Below are 15,064 nucleotides of genomic sequence, written 5' to 3' on the forward strand. Positions count from 1 at the left end.
TTAGAAGTAAAGGAGCTTTAAATGCCTGAAAACAGGGATATAAAGAAAAAAAACACAACAAAAGAGAAAATACTTACAGCCGCAACCGCCCTCTTTTCACACTACGGATACAAAGGAGCCAGTGTGCGTAAAATTGCTGCTGAAGTTGGAATAAGAGAGAGTGCTTTATACAATCACTACAAGAACAAGGAGGAGATATTTCTTGAAGTTGCTAAAAATATCTTCTCTTCGCCCTTTTCGTTTTCAGAAGACGAAGTGAAAGAATTGGCATTTAGGGGGAAACCGTTTTTACAAAAATATACCATGCAGTATAAAATGCTGACATTTGACAAAAAAAACGAAAACATGTTCAGGCTGCTCATGATTGAGCTTATGCAAAATAAAAGCCTCAGAGAACAGTTTATGAGCCAATACCATGATAAAAACATTGCCTTGCTCTCAGAAGGATTTTTCATTATGATGCAAAACTCTTTAATTCGCTCTTGCGATCCAATGCTTATTGCTTATGAGTTTATCAGCACCCTCTTTTATATCAGGCTTCAGGTTACATTACTGAGATTTGATGCCTGTTCGACAAATTCACTTGCGACACAATTTGAAAAACATGTAGATTTTTTTTGGGAAAGCATCAAAATATGATATTATAGAATATTAGATACTAATTAATATCAAATACTTGTTTTAAAAAAGCAGTTCCTGATAAAGAACTGCTTTTTTATGCTAAAGGTTAAAAGTTATTTTGTTCCCATCGCATCTAAAGCATAGGCTTTTCCAAGCGCATATGCTTTTTTGTTTGCCTCATGAACTTTTGGCGGAACTTTTGAAAGCATTGTTTCAATCAAAGACTCTTCCGGAAGTACACCGGTCATTGTGTTTGTAATTGCCAAAGCAACAACAGATTGGGTAATTACATTCCCGACCTCTTCTTTTGCAATCGTAATAATAGGAATTTCAATAATATCCCACAGTTTTCTGTCTTCTTCTGTCGGGTGTACAAGATTTGGATCAACAACTATCTTGTTTCCGGGTCTTACACCATTTTTGAACTGGTGATAAGAAACATCTGCAACAGAAAGCATAAAATCAATTTCACCTTCATTTGCATACGGATAACGAATCTCTTCATCATCAAGTGTAATATCAACAACAGTTGCACCACCACGAACCTGAGAAGTATAAGTAGCTGTTTTTAGTCCATATCCACCGTTTTTAATTTTACAGGCAGCCATAATTTCACCGGCAAGGAGAACACCCTGTCCACCAACACCAGTAAATCTTAAAGTATGTCTCATCTATAACCCCTTATATTTTTTTCTCAAAATCATCTTGAGTGATTTTAGGACGTTGCCCTTGTGCTGCTTTTTGAATTTCAGCATACATATCGCAATACTCTTCTTGTTCAACTTCTCTTAAAACACCGGTTGGAAAAATGTTAAGCTGTTCTTCTTCAGAGAGTGCTTCCCATTTTTTCAGCGGAAGTGTAATTTCATCAATCCATTTCAGGTTATCCATTGCAGAAACCATTTTGTTTTTACGGCCAAGGTTGATGTGACAGTTGGAAAAGATATCCATAAATGAGAAACCTTTATGAGAAAAACCTTTTACAAGAATTTTTTCAAGTTTCTTAGGGTCCGTCATAGACTCACGCGCTACAAAAGACGCCCCTGCTCCGATTGCCAGTTTACAGGCATCAAAAGTCGGATCAATGTTACCGTTCTTTTGAGAAACAGTCCACATACCGCGAGGAGTTGTCGGGGAAGTCTGTGAATTTGTAAGACCATAAATAAAGTTATTGATCAGAATAAAATTCAAATCAATATTTCTTCTACAGCCGTGAATAGTGTGGTTTCCTCCGATTGCAAGTCCGTCACCGTCACCTGCAACAACGATGACATGTGCATGCGGCTTGGCAAGTTTGATTCCTGTAGCATACGCAACAGTTCTACCGTGTGTTGTATGCACAGTATTACAGTCGATATATGAAGAAAAACGACCAGAACACCCTATTCCGGATACGATACAAACATCTTTCATATCCCATCCCATTTTTTCAATTGCACGGATAGTCGCTTTTAAAATAACACCATCACCACAACCCCAACACCATAGTGTCGGCATCTTGTTTACACGTAAATATTTATCATAATTAAATGCCATTAAATCATCTCCTTAACTTTTGCTACCATTTCTGCCGGTGCGATCGGACGACCGTTTGCTTTGAGTAAAGTAGTAAAATCATTACGTTTGATAACGCGTTCAATTTCTTTTGAGTACTGACCCATATTGAGTTCAGTCACCATAATTCTGTTTTCAAATTTCTTTCCAATCTCTTCTAATCTTTTAATAGGAGACGGCCACAACATAATTGGTCTGAACAGTCCTGCTTTGATACCTTCTGAGCGAAGTTTTTTAACAGCTTCATAAGCACCAAGAGCAATTGAACCATAGGCAATGATACAAACATCAGCATCTTCCAAATCAACTTCTTCATAATCAGGAAGGTCATCAAGTCCGCCATTTTCCAAGTGTACTGTATTTATCTTACCGACTAAACGCTCAATGTTAAATTCACACTGCTCTGCATCTTCGGTAGGAAAACCTTCGTCTCCGTGATGCAAACCTGTGATGTGGTATTTATACCCTTCAAACATAGGGTTAAGTACCGCAGGTTTGTTCATTTCAGCTTTATATGGCTTGTAATCTTCCGGATTGCCATGAAATCTTTCGCGGTCTACAATAGCAGCGTCAATTTCTTCAATATCCGGCAAATCAGCTTTTCCGTGCATGTGCCCGATTGTTTCATCAAGAAGCATAAAAACAGGAGTCATATATTTTTCAGCCAGGTTAAATGCACGTACTGTTTGTGTATAACATTCAGTTAATGAACCTGCACATAGAGTGATAGACGCATAGTCACCGTGTGTAGGATACTGTGCCTGACCGATATCTGCCTGAGAAACACGAGTAGGAAGACCTGTAGAAGGACCGCCACGCATTACATTGATGATAACCAATGGAATTTCAGCAATAAAAGCGAGACCAATCTGCTCCGCTTTTAAAGAGATACCAGGACCAGATGTAGCTGTAAAAGATTTAACACCTGTCATTGATGCACCGATAGCAGCTGAAATACCCCCGATTTCATCTTCCATCTGAATACAGACACCACCGACCTTTGGCAATAAATCAGAAGATTCATGCATTACTTCAGATGATGGAGTAATAGGGTATCCTCCAAAAAATCTTGCTCCTGCTTCTACTGCAGCTTTTGCAGCTAATTCATTACCTGTCGAGATAACTTCTCTCATTATTTAGCTCCTTTTTGTTTCACAGACATATAATTGTTTGCAACAATTTCCGCTTGTCTTTTTTTCGCTTCATCAGTTAGTTTTGCAAAACTTTTTCCTGCAGCTTTCAATTCTTTTCTGTCTGCTACATAAATAGCAAAATCCGGACATGTAAGTTCACATTCATTACACCCGATACAATCTTCCGGATAATCAATTGATATCATTGCACCCAGTGTTGATGTTGGGTCATATACCATTCCTAATACACCGGAAGGACACACAGACACACAAATGTCACACGCTTTACAATTGTTCGTGTTTACCCATACTGGTTCATTTCCTGGGTTTTCAGTTTTAAAAGTTCCCATTTATTCTCCTGTTGTTAAGTACAAATTAACTATGTATATTAGTTTGCATATTAAGAGTATAGCAAATCATTATCAACTTGATTATAAAAGTTGATGTTTATTGCTAAAAAGAGCATATAACGTTTAGTATTTACACACTTATATTGAAATTTTAAAAAATAAAATTAAAGTATAAATTATAAAAACCATATACCGTTTAGTATCTACACACAAGCAGTGAGATTTTAAAAGATTAAAAAGAGATATAAATTATAAAAAAAGAGGAAAAAAACTTTCTGGAAAATTAATATTTTCAGAAAGTTTTTGTGAAAGAGTATAAAAATAAATTATTTTTTTGCTAAAACTTCAGCAACAGCTTTTCCGATTTCTGCTGGAGAAACAACAACTTTAACACCGGCAGCTTCAAGAGCTTCCATTTTTTCTTTTGCAGTACCTGCACTACCGGAAATAATCGCACCGGCATGACCCATACGTTTTCCTTTAGGAGCTGTTTGCCCTGCTATAAAAGCGACAACAGGCTTTGTTATCTGCTCTTTTATCAGTTTTGCCGCCTGAATCTCAAGGTCTCCGCCGATTTCACCAATCATTACAATTGCCTCTGTTTCAGGATCAGCTTCAAACATTGGCAGAATCTGCTTGTATGAAAGTCCGATAATCGGATCCCCGCCGATACCAACAGCAGTAGAAATACCAAATCCTTCTTTTACAACCTGGTTGGCACCTTCGTAAGTAAGTGTTCCGGATTTGGAAATGAGTCCGACATTGCCTTTTTTGAAAATCATTCCAGGCATAATTCCGATTTTACACTCTTCGGCAGTGATAATACCAGGACAGTTTGGCCCTATTGTTTTCATATTGTGTTTAGTAGCATATTGCTTGGCAAACATCATATCTTTGACCGGAGCCCCTTCTGTAATGATTACAGCAAGTTCAATTCCTGCATCTGCAGCTTCCATTACAGCATCTGCAACAAATGCAGGCGGAACAAAAACCATAGAAACAGTTGCACCGGTTGCATCAACCGCATCTTTGACCGTATTGAAAACCGGTTTACCCAAATGTGTTTCACCACCTTTGTTTGGTGTTACACCACCGACAATATTTGTACCGTAATCAATACACTGTTCTGCATGAAAAGTACCCTCTTTCCCGGTAAAACCCTGAACGATTACTTTTGTATCTTTGTTTACTAAAATTGACATATCTTATAACTCTCCTTTTGCTGCAGCAACAGCTTTTGCAGCACCGTCTGCCAAGTCTGTCGCTGGAATTACATTTGGTATATTTGCATTTTTAAGAATCTCTGCTGCTTCTGGAGCATTTGTACCATCAAGACGAACAATAACCGGTACATGAACATCTACAAGTTTTGTAGCTTCAAGTATACCGTTTGCGATACGGTCACATCTGACTATACCGCCAAAGATATTTACAAAAATGGCTTTAACATTTGGATTTTTCAAAATTATTTCAAAACCTTTTGCAACCGTTTCTGCATTTGCACTTCCCCCGACATCAAGGAAATTCGCAGGTGTTCCGCCCATATAGTTAATAGTATCCATTGTTCCCATAGCAAGCCCTGCACCGTTTACCATACAACCGATTTCACCATCAAGCGCAATATAAGAAAGACCATACTGGGCAGCTTCACGCTCATCCGGATCTTCTTCTGAAATATCTCTCATTGCTTCAAGTTCAGGATGACGCCCAAGTGCCGAATCATCAAATCCCATTTTGCCGTCAAGTGCAATAAAGTCTCCAGAACCGGTTTTTACAAGCGGATTGATTTCGATCATCTCTGCATCTTTGTCCATATAAAGTTTATAGAGTTTAGAAGCAAAATCAATCATTTTACGCTGCTCGTTTTTATCTGTAATCCCAAGACCGAAAACCAATTCACGACCATGAAACCCTTGAAATCCGATAGAAGGATCAACAGTAACTTTAATGATTTTTTCCGGAGTTTTTTCTGCTACAGTTTCTATGTCCATCCCGCCTTCGGTAGAAGCCATGATAATCGGCATTTCCTGTGCGCGGTCAAGTACTACAGAAAGGTAAAGCTCGTCTTTAATGTCAGCACCGTCTTCTATATATACTTTTTGTACAAGTTTTCCTTCCGGCCCTGTTTGGTGTGTCACCAAAGTCATACCAAGAATTTCCTGGGCATACTGTTTTACTTCATCAAGACTTTTAGCCAGTTTTACACCACCGCCTAGTCCACGACCACCTGCATGTATTTGTGCTTTTACAACCCAGACAGGCCCACCTAACTCTTTTGCATTTTCTACAGCCTCTTCCACCGAGTTTGCAATTTTACCTTTTGGTGTCGGAACACCATACTCAGCAAAAATTTCTTTTGCCTGATATTCATGTATATTCATTTATTCTCCTTGTTTAAAATTGAAAGACGCTTGTTTTTAAGCCTTATACGACTCGGAATTTAGTTCCTCGCTTGCATTGGCTTTTAAGCCTTATACGACTCGGAATTTAGTTCCTCGCTTGCATTGGCTTTTAAGCCTTAGGTGCAATCATCTCTTCCGGTTTTACATATTCGTCAAACTGTTCAGGTGTCAAAAGCCCGAGTTCAACAGCTGTCTCTTTCAATGTTGAATTGTTTGCATGCGCAGTTTTTGCAATTTTAGCTGCATTTTCATATCCGATATATGGGTTCAAAGCTGTTACAAGCATCAATGAATCATGTAAATAATGATCTATTTTTGCCTCAACAGGTTTGATTCCCACAGCCGCATTATCATTAAATGATATGATTGAGTCACTTAAAAGACGCACAGACTGTAAAAAATTATATGCTATAACAGGTTTAAAAACATTTAATTCAAAATTTCCCTGACTTGCTGCAAAGCCTATTGTTGCATCATTTCCCATAACCTGACAGGTAACCATTGTTACCGCTTCACTTTGTGTAGGATTTACTTTTCCCGGCATAATAGAACTTCCAGGCTCATTTGCAGGAATTTCAATTTCACCAAGGCCGCAACGGGGACCTGATGCCAACCATCGCACATCATTTGCTATTTTCATCATATCAGCAGCAAGTGCTTTGAGCGCACCGTGAGCAAAAACAAGTGCATCATGGGAAGTGAGTGCGTGAAATTTGTTTGGTGCTGTCACAAATTCATGCCCTGTCAATTCACTGAGCTTTCTAGCAACTCTTTCACCAAGTTCGGGATGAGCGTTAAGCCCTGTTCCGACTGCGGTACCGCCAAGTGCCAACTCTCTGACTGCTTCAAGAGAGTCTTTTGCCATCTTTTCACATTTGCTCAGCATTTCAACCCAACCGCTTATTTCCTGTCCAAGAGTTAAAGGAGTAGCATCCTGCAGGTGTGTGCGGCCTATTTTCACTATATGGGCAAACGCTTCACTTTTTGCCTGTAAAGTAGCTTTAAGTTTGGCAATAGCAGGAAGAAGATTCTCTTCAACAGCGATAACAGCCGCTACATGTAAAGCAGTCGGATATGTATCATTTGAAGACTGTGACTTGTTAACATCATCATTCGGATGTACCAGTTTCTCTTTTCTAAAATCTCCGCCGAGTATTTCTGTAGCACGATTTGCAAGCACTTCATTGTTGTTCATATTTGACTGCGTACCTGAACCGGTCTGCCATACAACAAGCGGATAGTTTCCGTCAAGTTTTCCTGCCAGCATGTCATCAGCAGCCTGCGCAATTGCATCTGCTTTTTTTGCATCGAGTTTTCCCAGGTCTTTATTGACAAGTGCCACAGCTTTTTTCAGGTATGAAAATGCACGGGTAATCTCATACGGCATTTTTTCTTCACCGATTTTAAAGTTTTGAATACTTCTTTGTGTCTGCGCACCCCAATAAGCATCTTGAGGTACTTCGATTTCACCCATGGTGTCTTTTTCTATACGGCTCTTCATTCTTTACTTCCCTTCAAAAAAATTATTTTCTTTTAATGTATCTATCAAATCCTGAACTGATTTACAGGATTTTGCAAACATTGCTTTTTCTTTTTCATCGAGTGTCACTTCAATGATTTTTTCAGCACCCTTTGCACCAAGCATTACAGGAACTCCCGAAACTACATCACTGTAACCATATTCACCTTCAAGGCATACCGCACAAGGGTGAATCTGTTTTGTATCTTTTAAAATTGCATCCACCATAATCGCTGTTGATTTTGCAGGCGCATAATAAGCTGAACCTGTTTTTAGGTATCCCACAATTTCAGCACCGCCGTGGCGGGTTCTGTCAACAATTTCGGCAATTTCATCATTCGTCAGTACATCAGAAAGCGGTACACCCGCTACAGTGGAGTAGCGAGGGAGCGGCACCATATCATCTCCGTGTCCGCCCATAACCGAAGCACGAATCTGCCCTCCGCCGTAACCAAGCTTTTCCTGTATAAATGCTGCCATTCTTGAACTGTCCAGGATTCCAGCCATTCCGATAACACGGCTTCTGTCAAATCCACTCTCTTTAAGTGCTACATATGTCATCGCATCAAGCGGATTTGAAACCATGATAACAACTGCATTTGGAGAGTATTTTGCAATACCTTTTATAACTTCTTTTGTAATTTTTGCATTTATCATCAATAAGTCATCACGACTCATACCTGGAAGTCTTGGACTGCCGGCAGTTACAACAACAACATCACAGTCAACCAGATCCGACATCTCTTCAGCAACTTTAACCACGGTATGACTTCTTACAGCAGAAGCTGCCTGAGACATATCGAGAGCCTTTCCTTTTGCTACATCTATTTTATTGTCACGAAGAATAATTTCATGACACGATCCAAGCATTGCCAGAGAGTATGCTACTGTTGCACCAACATTACCAGCACCTACTATCCCTACTCTTTTTCCTTGACTCATATATGCTCCTTAATATTAAATAGTATGATGACCAGTACAGTACACTTAAACAATATGTGCGAACACATAACATTTAAGTATATTCAGACATCGAAAGTTTAGATGAAACGGCATTCATCTTTTGTATATAGCACCTGTTAAAATAAGAGTTACATAAAAAAGAGGAATATCGTGCGTAAGTATACCTTACGCACAATATAATTCAACTTAGATTGAATCAATTATTGCATTCAATGTTGCAGACGGACGCATTGCTTTTTCAGCTTTGGCATCATCCGGGTGGAAATACCCACCGATATCTTTCGGAGAACCTTCCGCAGCAGCAAGCTCGGAAAGAATTTTTTCTTCATTTTTGATAAGTGTTTCGGCAATCGGCGTAAACTTCTCTGCCAAAGCAGTGTCAGCAGTCTGTGTACTGAGTGCCTCAGCCCAGTAGCGTGCTACCCAGTAATGAGACGCTTTGTTATCAGGCTCACCGCATTTTCTGCTCGGCGCTTTATCATTGTCAAGGTAACCTTCGTTTGCTTTGTCAAGACCTTCTGTCAATGCACCGATTTTGCTGTCTTCACTTTTTTGGTACATCATTCTAAGTGACTCAGCCAATGCTAAAAACTCACCTAATGAATCCCATCTGAGGTGACCGCACTCTAAGAACTGATCCACATGTTTAGGAGCAGATCCGCCGGCACCTGTTTCAAACAGACCGCCACCGGCTAACAATGGAACAATTGAAAGCATTTTTGCAGATGTTCCAAGCTCTAAAATCGGGTACATATCTGTCAAGTGGTCACGAAGAACATTACCGGTTACAGAGATTGTGTCTTTGCCTGCTCTTACTCTTTCGTTTGTGAATCTTGTAGCAGAAGCAACATCCATGATTTTAATATCCAAACCTGTCGTGTCATGGTCATTTAAGTATTTGTTTACTTTTTTAATCATCTGCGCATCATGTGCACGATCTTCATCCAACCAGAATACGGCAGGATTTCCTGTAATTCTTGCACGTTCAACCGCCAAACGCACCCAGTCTTGAATCGGAATGTCTTTCACACGGGACATTCTCCAGATATCGCCTTTTTCACACTCAAATTTCATAAGTTCTGTACCGTCTTCAGCCGTTACTGTCACTGTGCCGTCTTCTTCAAGTTCAAAAGTTGTCGGGTGAGAACCATACTCTTCTGCTTTTTGTGCCATAAGTCCGACATTTGCAACATTACCCATAGTAGTTACATCATATTGGCCGTTTTTCACACAGTCAGCTACCATCTCTTGGTGAAACATTGCATAGGTACTGTCAGGAATAACAGCAACACACTCATCAGCCGCACCTGTTCTGTCCCACTGCTTACCGCCTTCACGTACAACAACAGGCATAGACGCATCAATAATTACATCATTTGAAGCATTGAAGTTTGTTGTCCCTTTGTCAGAGTCAACCATAGCAATTCTCGGTGCATCAGCATCAACTACTGCCTGGAAAGCAGCTTTGATTTCTGCTTCTTTTGGGTGACCGGCAATTTTTTTCTCCAAATCACTCATACCAAGATTTGGATTAACACCTAATTCAGCGAATAAATCTGCGTATTTGTCAAAAACTTCTTTGAAGAAAACCTGGAATGCATGACCAAACATAATCGGATCAGAGATTTTCATCATTGTGGCTTTGAGGTGAATAGACCATATAACACCTTTCTCTTTTGCCTCATCAATACTTTTTTGGATAAATGCTCTTAACTTTTTCACTGACATAAATGTACCGTCAAGAATTTCTTTCTCAAGAGCATCAATAGTTTTTAACTCTTTGCCGTTTAATGCAATTGTCACTTTTTGCGCTTTGTCCATAGTTACTGACTGTTCATTTGCATAAAAATCACCGTCACCGTTCATGTGAGCAACATAAGCTTTTGAGTTTTCAGCAAAAGGCTTCAGTCTGTGTGGATGTTTTTGTGCATATTTTTTAACTGCATGTGCTGCGCGTCTGTCAGAGTTTCCTTCACGAAGGACAGGATTGACTGCAGAACCAAGACAAGTACTGTATTTAGCCTGGATAGCTTCCTCTTGGGCATTTGCAGGATTTTCCGGGTAATTCGGAATATCATACCCTTGAGACTGAAGTTCCGCAATACAATCTTTTAATTGACCAACTGAAGCAGAAATATTTGGAAGCTTAATAATGTTCGCTTCCGGTTTTTGCACAAGTTCACCAAGCTTAGACAACTCGTCTTCTGCAAGACCCATTGCTGCTAAAACTCTCCCTGCAAGTGAAATATCACTAGTTACAACTTCTACACCTGCTTCTTTAGTAAAAGCATTTACGATTGGCAATAAAGAATATGTTGCTAAAGCCGGAGCTTCATCAATTTTTGACCAAATAATTTTTGACATGTTCTGTCCTTCTGAGTTAATATTTATTCATAAATTATATATTTATGAACTTTACGAATTAAATAATAACACTTAAGAGAAACAAACCGGGCATTGACAGGAAAAAGTTCACATTATCTTTCTTTTTTGTTTCATTTTGTAGCACGCTTTATGTTGCGCAAATGTGTAGAATAGTTACATGTAAAGTCATGTGTTCCGTTTTTGGATTTCATAAAATAGAGATACTTGGTTTTTTTCGGAAATACCGCAGCCCGTATGGCATCAATACTTACATTGCAAACAGGAGCAGTTGGGAGCCCTGCATGTCTGTATGTATTGTATGTTGTAGTATCATTTTTAATTCGGTAGGGTGTGACCTTTTGGTGCGAATACTTTCCGTAATTAAGCGTTCCGTCCATTTGCAGTTTCATTCCTTTGTTTATTCTGTTGTATATAACAGAACTCACCAAAGGCATCTCTTTTGCACTGGCTGATTCTTTTTGAATTATTGAAGCTATTGCTACATATCGAAACCATTTCTTTTGATTATAATTGCCGAAAAACTTTAGAGAGAGTTCTTTCATTTTTTTGTGTGAGCTGTTTAGTAACACTTTTATAAGCTCTTTTTCCGTAATACCCAAAGGAAGTCTGTAGGTATCAGGAATAAAAACGCCCTCTTTTATTGGAGCATGCTTGTTGAATTCATTTTGTAATTTTTGTCTGTTGAGATGCAAATTACTTGCCAGTTGATTTAAAAATATATAGGTAGTCTCTCCCGGAATAAGTGTAACATTTTGCAAAGCTGCTTTGGATCTTGTCAGTTTATATAAAAAATCCGCTTTGGTATTAACCCTTGTCTGTAAATTTATCCATCCGCTTTGAGGGGAGCCAATCATCCGTAAAAGAAAAGAATCGATTTTACAGACATCATAATTTTTAGACTGCAATTGTGTTATAATTTTATTAATAGAGCCTGCAGGAATGTAGAGGACTTTGGGCGTATAAATAGGTTTATTAAGGTAATACATGAAAGATAATGCAATCACAAAGATTATTGCGAAAACATACGCGAGTATAGCTGTTTTTTTTACTTTCATGTTTCTTCTTCTTGTTGGTTTGTTTATAGTTTTACAAAATGGATTATATCTTGATAATGTTTCTATATCAAATATTCATGCAAAAAATGTTTATATCAAATGGGATGACAGACTTACTGTTTCTGTTAAAACCTTAAAAATTGACAGACAAAAAAACAAAACTGCGAACAATGTCAGTTTTAAAGAATTCAGTAAATATCTTAAAATTGTTACGCAAACAACACACTGGTTTCGCTCTCTTGTTGTCAGTAACATAGTATTTGGAAATGCCACAGGCTCTTTTAAATACACGAGTAGTGATCAGGGCTTTTTTGTTTTTCAATCTCCCGATTTTGATTTTGAATCGAAGATTTATGCAAAAACAGATCTGCTTACAGTCTCAATAAAAAAGTTTCAAGACAAAAAAAGGGCTGTCACTATAAAAGGCAGTGTTATTTTTGATACACAGGCACAAAAAGTATACACAAAAATTGACCTTGATATTCATAATGATGCAAACCTTACTGTTTATGCAATTGCAGATGCGAAACAACTCATCTACAATGTTGTCAGCAACAAACACATAACTGATATTTCTCACCTTATAAAAATCGCACATTTGCCAAAAGAAGTAATATACTGGGCATATACTGCCATTAAAATGCAATATCTTGATATTCAAAAATTTCATGGTTTTATTGATTATAGTGATTTGCAAAATGCTTATAAAAACATATATATACAGGCAGTTGCACAAAAACTTATCTATACATACAATCCAAAACTTGAGGCTGTAAAAAGCAAGCAGACAAACCTTGAATTTAAAAAGGGTGTTTTATATATAAAACCTCAAAATGCTTTGACGTATGGCATGCATTTAGGAAAAAGCTGGCTTAAAATTGACTTCAATAAAAAAGAAGAACTTTTAACACTGCATTTGCTGTTTGAAGGTATGCTTAACAAAGACATGTTACATGTATTGAACACCTACAAAATAAAACTGCCTTTTTTACAAAGAAAAGGAACAGTCAATACAGATTTAACGATAGAGGTCAACCTGCATACAATTGATGTAGATGCCAAAGGAGACTTTTATACCAAAAAAGCAAACTTTGACTACCTTGGACTGAATATAGATATTTTCAATACACATGTACATCTTGATAATTATGATGTGCTGATAGATAAAATGCAGGCAAAATACAAAGAGATTGCTGCGGCGAATGTATATGTAAGCTTTAATGCAAAGAAATCAGAAGGAACAATAAATTTAAACTTTCACAAAATAGAGACACAGGGTCTCTCTCTTGATACACAAAAAGGACCTTTGCATGTAGCCTACCGTATTAATCCAAAGCAGGACACAATAGATATAGATTCTTCAAAATGGCAATACAAAAACAAAATTATTACATTAGAGAAACTCTCAGTAGATTTTGATCTGAAAAAACTGCAGGCAAATATACCCGCAACGTATTTTAATATCTGGAAAATGACAAATGGATATGTCAATGGAACAATAGACCTCAAAGCATCTAAAACAAATCTTGATGTAGATCTCTTAAAGCTACAGTACAGCGGTATAGAACTCACACAAACAGTAACACCGTTACATATACAATACGACAAGGTTTTATCTGTCTCTTCACAGGAAGATATATTTTTCAATGTTAACGGATCGCAATACAAAGCAAGCAATTTTTATATAAATTTTGATAAACAAAGTATATATTTAAAACATACATTTTTACAAATCAGTGATTATATCAGTACAAAAGTCTATGCTTATTATGATTTTGATTCAAAAAAAGCACATATAAGTTTAAATGACTTTGTATTGAAAAACCCAAAAACAGATGCCATACTCTATAAAAACAATAAAATAATGCTAGGCGGATATATTGACGGCGAAAATATTACAATAGATTCACGAGAACTTGATGCTTCTTTTGTTTCCAATGAAAAACAATGGAAATTAACACTTAATGCTCTTGAGATTCTTGCAAAAAAATCACTTTTTTTACAAAAATATAAACTCAACGAAGGAAAAATCAGTTTTTATAAAAAAAACGATGCCCCCTATACTCAGTTTAGCGCAACTTTACACTATCCTTATCATTTGCTAGTCAACAAAAACAAGGAAATCAGCACCTACACTGTAAGAGGAGAAATTACAAAAAAACAAAAAATTTATCTCAACATAAACAAGAAAATGCACATTAAAATAGATAAAGATGTTGCAATCAAAATACATGATGCCGGTCTGAATATAGATGCTATTGTCAAACTTGCAAAACAAATAGCAACACAGTCAAATGCAAAAACAAGCAACTTTAAGCTTTCCGTAGATGCGATAGATTCCTATCTTTATCTTGGCAACAACCGATACGCTGTTTCAGATACAATGCATCTGCAATATTACAATAATATCCTAACAGCACAACTGATTCACAAAAAAGGAAACGCAGGGTTTAAGCTTGAAAACAATACTTTTCATCTTTATGGAGAAAACTTTAATGATAAATTCATGGAAAAACTCTTTGCCCCGTCTAAATTCAGTGGTGGGAGTCTGGACTTTTCTATGAATGGAACACTTGAAGACTACAAGGGTGTTTTTTACATGCATGATACTGTAATGATTGACTATAAACTTCTCAATAATGTCCTGGCTTTTGTCAATACAATACCCTCTCTTGTTACTTTTTCACTGCCGGGTTACAGTAAAAAAGGTTTACATGTAAAGAATGCCTATGTGAAATTTCATGCAAAAAAAGGTGTCTTTGATATTTCAGATATTTATCTTGAATCCAAAGAACTGACAATACTCGGAAAAGGGAGTGCGGATATCAACAAGAACAGTATCAATTTGGTTTTAAATTTAAAAACAGATCTGGGAAGCAATCTCTCAAAAGTACCACTTGTCGGTTATATTATTTTTGATGGAAAAAGTATATCAACCACACTCAAAGTTACAGGGAAGCTCAGCGATCCTACTATAAGTACCATGGTTGCCAAAGATATTATTGTAGCACCGCTCAATATCATCAAAAGAACACTTACCTTTCCTTTTAAAGTGCTTCAAAAACTCTTTTAGGAATTTTTA

The 15,064-nt window shown here is 37.5% G+C and carries 12 protein-coding genes; 2 read left to right on the plus strand and 10 right to left on the minus strand.

Going from position 1 to position 15,064, the window contains the following annotated elements; translation table 11 throughout:
• Positions 1 to 21: 21 nt before the first annotated feature.
• Positions 22 to 639 carry a TetR/AcrR family transcriptional regulator gene (locus MLC35_RS06320; RefSeq protein ID WP_151900276.1) on the plus strand — a complete coding sequence of 206 codons (618 nt, stop codon included), beginning with the start codon at positions 22 to 24 and terminating at the stop codon, positions 637 to 639.
• A 95-nt stretch (positions 640 to 734) separates the two neighbouring features.
• Here MLC35_RS06320 and MLC35_RS06325 read toward each other — a convergent pair whose 3' ends face one another.
• From MLC35_RS06325 to mltG, 10 genes are all read right to left on the minus strand, one after another.
• A complete protein-coding gene (locus MLC35_RS06325; protein ID WP_151900275.1) occupies positions 735 to 1,292 on the minus strand; it encodes a 2-oxoacid:acceptor oxidoreductase family protein in 558 nt (185 codons plus the stop codon).
• A 10-nt stretch (positions 1,293 to 1,302) separates the two neighbouring features.
• Positions 1,303 to 2,157 (minus strand): 2-oxoglutarate ferredoxin oxidoreductase subunit beta, encoded by an 855-nt coding sequence (locus tag MLC35_RS06330; protein WP_151900274.1) that lies wholly within the window; start codon positions 2,155 to 2,157, stop codon positions 1,303 to 1,305.
• The gene (locus MLC35_RS06335; protein WP_151900273.1) at positions 2,157 to 3,311 is read right to left on the minus strand and encodes a 2-oxoglutarate synthase subunit alpha; all 1,155 of its coding nucleotides are present in this window, start codon (positions 3,309 to 3,311) and stop codon (positions 2,157 to 2,159) included. The genes MLC35_RS06330 and MLC35_RS06335 overlap by 1 nt, the downstream gene beginning before the upstream one ends.
• Positions 3,308 to 3,658, minus strand: coding sequence for a 4Fe-4S binding protein (locus MLC35_RS06340; protein ID WP_151900272.1), 351 nt, complete (start codon positions 3,656 to 3,658; stop codon positions 3,308 to 3,310). The genes MLC35_RS06335 and MLC35_RS06340 overlap by 4 nt, the downstream gene beginning before the upstream one ends.
• A gap of 326 nt (positions 3,659 to 3,984) precedes the next feature.
• Entirely contained in the window at positions 3,985 to 4,860 is an 876-nt protein-coding gene (gene sucD, locus MLC35_RS06345; protein ID WP_151900271.1) for a succinate--CoA ligase subunit alpha, read from the minus strand.
• A 3-nt stretch (positions 4,861 to 4,863) separates the two neighbouring features.
• Positions 4,864 to 6,039: an ADP-forming succinate--CoA ligase subunit beta gene (sucC, locus tag MLC35_RS06350; RefSeq protein ID WP_151900270.1), complete on the minus strand. Its 1,176-nt coding sequence runs from the start codon at positions 6,037 to 6,039 to the stop codon at positions 4,864 to 4,866.
• 130 nt (positions 6,040 to 6,169) lie between these two features.
• Positions 6,170 to 7,561 carry a class II fumarate hydratase gene (gene fumC / locus MLC35_RS06355; protein ID WP_434636222.1) on the minus strand — a complete coding sequence of 464 codons (1,392 nt, stop codon included), beginning with the start codon at positions 7,559 to 7,561 and terminating at the stop codon, positions 6,170 to 6,172.
• A gap of 3 nt (positions 7,562 to 7,564) precedes the next feature.
• Positions 7,565 to 8,521 carry a malate dehydrogenase gene (gene mdh / locus MLC35_RS06360; RefSeq protein ID WP_151900268.1) on the minus strand — a complete coding sequence of 319 codons (957 nt, stop codon included), beginning with the start codon at positions 8,519 to 8,521 and terminating at the stop codon, positions 7,565 to 7,567.
• Positions 8,522 to 8,728: 207 nt separating this feature from the next.
• Complete coding sequence (locus tag MLC35_RS06365; protein ID WP_434579680.1) at positions 8,729 to 10,906, minus strand: NADP-dependent isocitrate dehydrogenase; 2,178 nt, start codon at positions 10,904 to 10,906, stop codon at positions 8,729 to 8,731.
• A gap of 131 nt (positions 10,907 to 11,037) precedes the next feature.
• Positions 11,038 to 11,982 (minus strand): endolytic transglycosylase MltG, encoded by a 945-nt coding sequence (gene mltG, locus MLC35_RS06370; protein ID WP_434636224.1) that lies wholly within the window; start codon positions 11,980 to 11,982, stop codon positions 11,038 to 11,040.
• Here mltG and MLC35_RS06375 point away from each other — a divergent pair.
• Positions 11,912 to 15,055 (plus strand): YhdP family protein, encoded by a 3,144-nt coding sequence (locus MLC35_RS06375; RefSeq protein ID WP_434636226.1) that lies wholly within the window; start codon positions 11,912 to 11,914, stop codon positions 15,053 to 15,055. The two genes, mltG and MLC35_RS06375, sit on opposite strands and share 71 nt — an antisense overlap.
• The last annotated feature ends 9 nt before the right edge of the window (positions 15,056 to 15,064 follow it).

Source organism: Sulfurimonas sp. NW7, from assembly GCF_051132265.1.
Classification (GTDB): Bacteria; Campylobacterota; Campylobacteria; order Campylobacterales; family Sulfurimonadaceae; genus Sulfurimonas; species Sulfurimonas hydrogeniphila.

Excerpts from the sequence above, each read along its gene's own strand:
- sucC (WP_151900270.1), bottom strand. The coding sequence starts at position 6,039 with ATGAATATACATGAATATCAGGCAAAAGAAATTTTTGCTGAGTATGGT.
- fumC (WP_434636222.1), bottom strand. The coding sequence starts at position 7,561 with ATGAAGAGCCGTATAGAAAAAGACACCATGGGTGAAATCGAAGTACCT.
- MLC35_RS06320 (WP_151900276.1), top strand. The coding sequence starts at position 22 with ATGCCTGAAAACAGGGATATAAAGAAAAAAAACACAACAAAAGAGAAA.
- MLC35_RS06340 (WP_151900272.1), bottom strand. The coding sequence starts at position 3,658 with ATGGGAACTTTTAAAACTGAAAACCCAGGAAATGAACCAGTATGGGTA.
- sucD (WP_151900271.1), bottom strand. The coding sequence starts at position 4,860 with ATGTCAATTTTAGTAAACAAAGATACAAAAGTAATCGTTCAGGGTTTT.
- mdh (WP_151900268.1), bottom strand. The coding sequence starts at position 8,521 with ATGAGTCAAGGAAAAAGAGTAGGGATAGTAGGTGCTGGTAATGTTGGT.
- MLC35_RS06325 (WP_151900275.1), bottom strand. The coding sequence starts at position 1,292 with ATGAGACATACTTTAAGATTTACTGGTGTTGGTGGACAGGGTGTTCTC.
- MLC35_RS06375 (WP_434636226.1), top strand. The coding sequence starts at position 11,912 with ATGAAAGATAATGCAATCACAAAGATTATTGCGAAAACATACGCGAGT.
- MLC35_RS06365 (WP_434579680.1), bottom strand. The coding sequence starts at position 10,906 with ATGTCAAAAATTATTTGGTCAAAAATTGATGAAGCTCCGGCTTTAGCA.
- MLC35_RS06330 (WP_151900274.1), bottom strand. The coding sequence starts at position 2,157 with ATGGCATTTAATTATGATAAATATTTACGTGTAAACAAGATGCCGACA.
- mltG (WP_434636224.1), bottom strand. The coding sequence starts at position 11,982 with ATGAAAGTAAAAAAAACAGCTATACTCGCGTATGTTTTCGCAATAATC.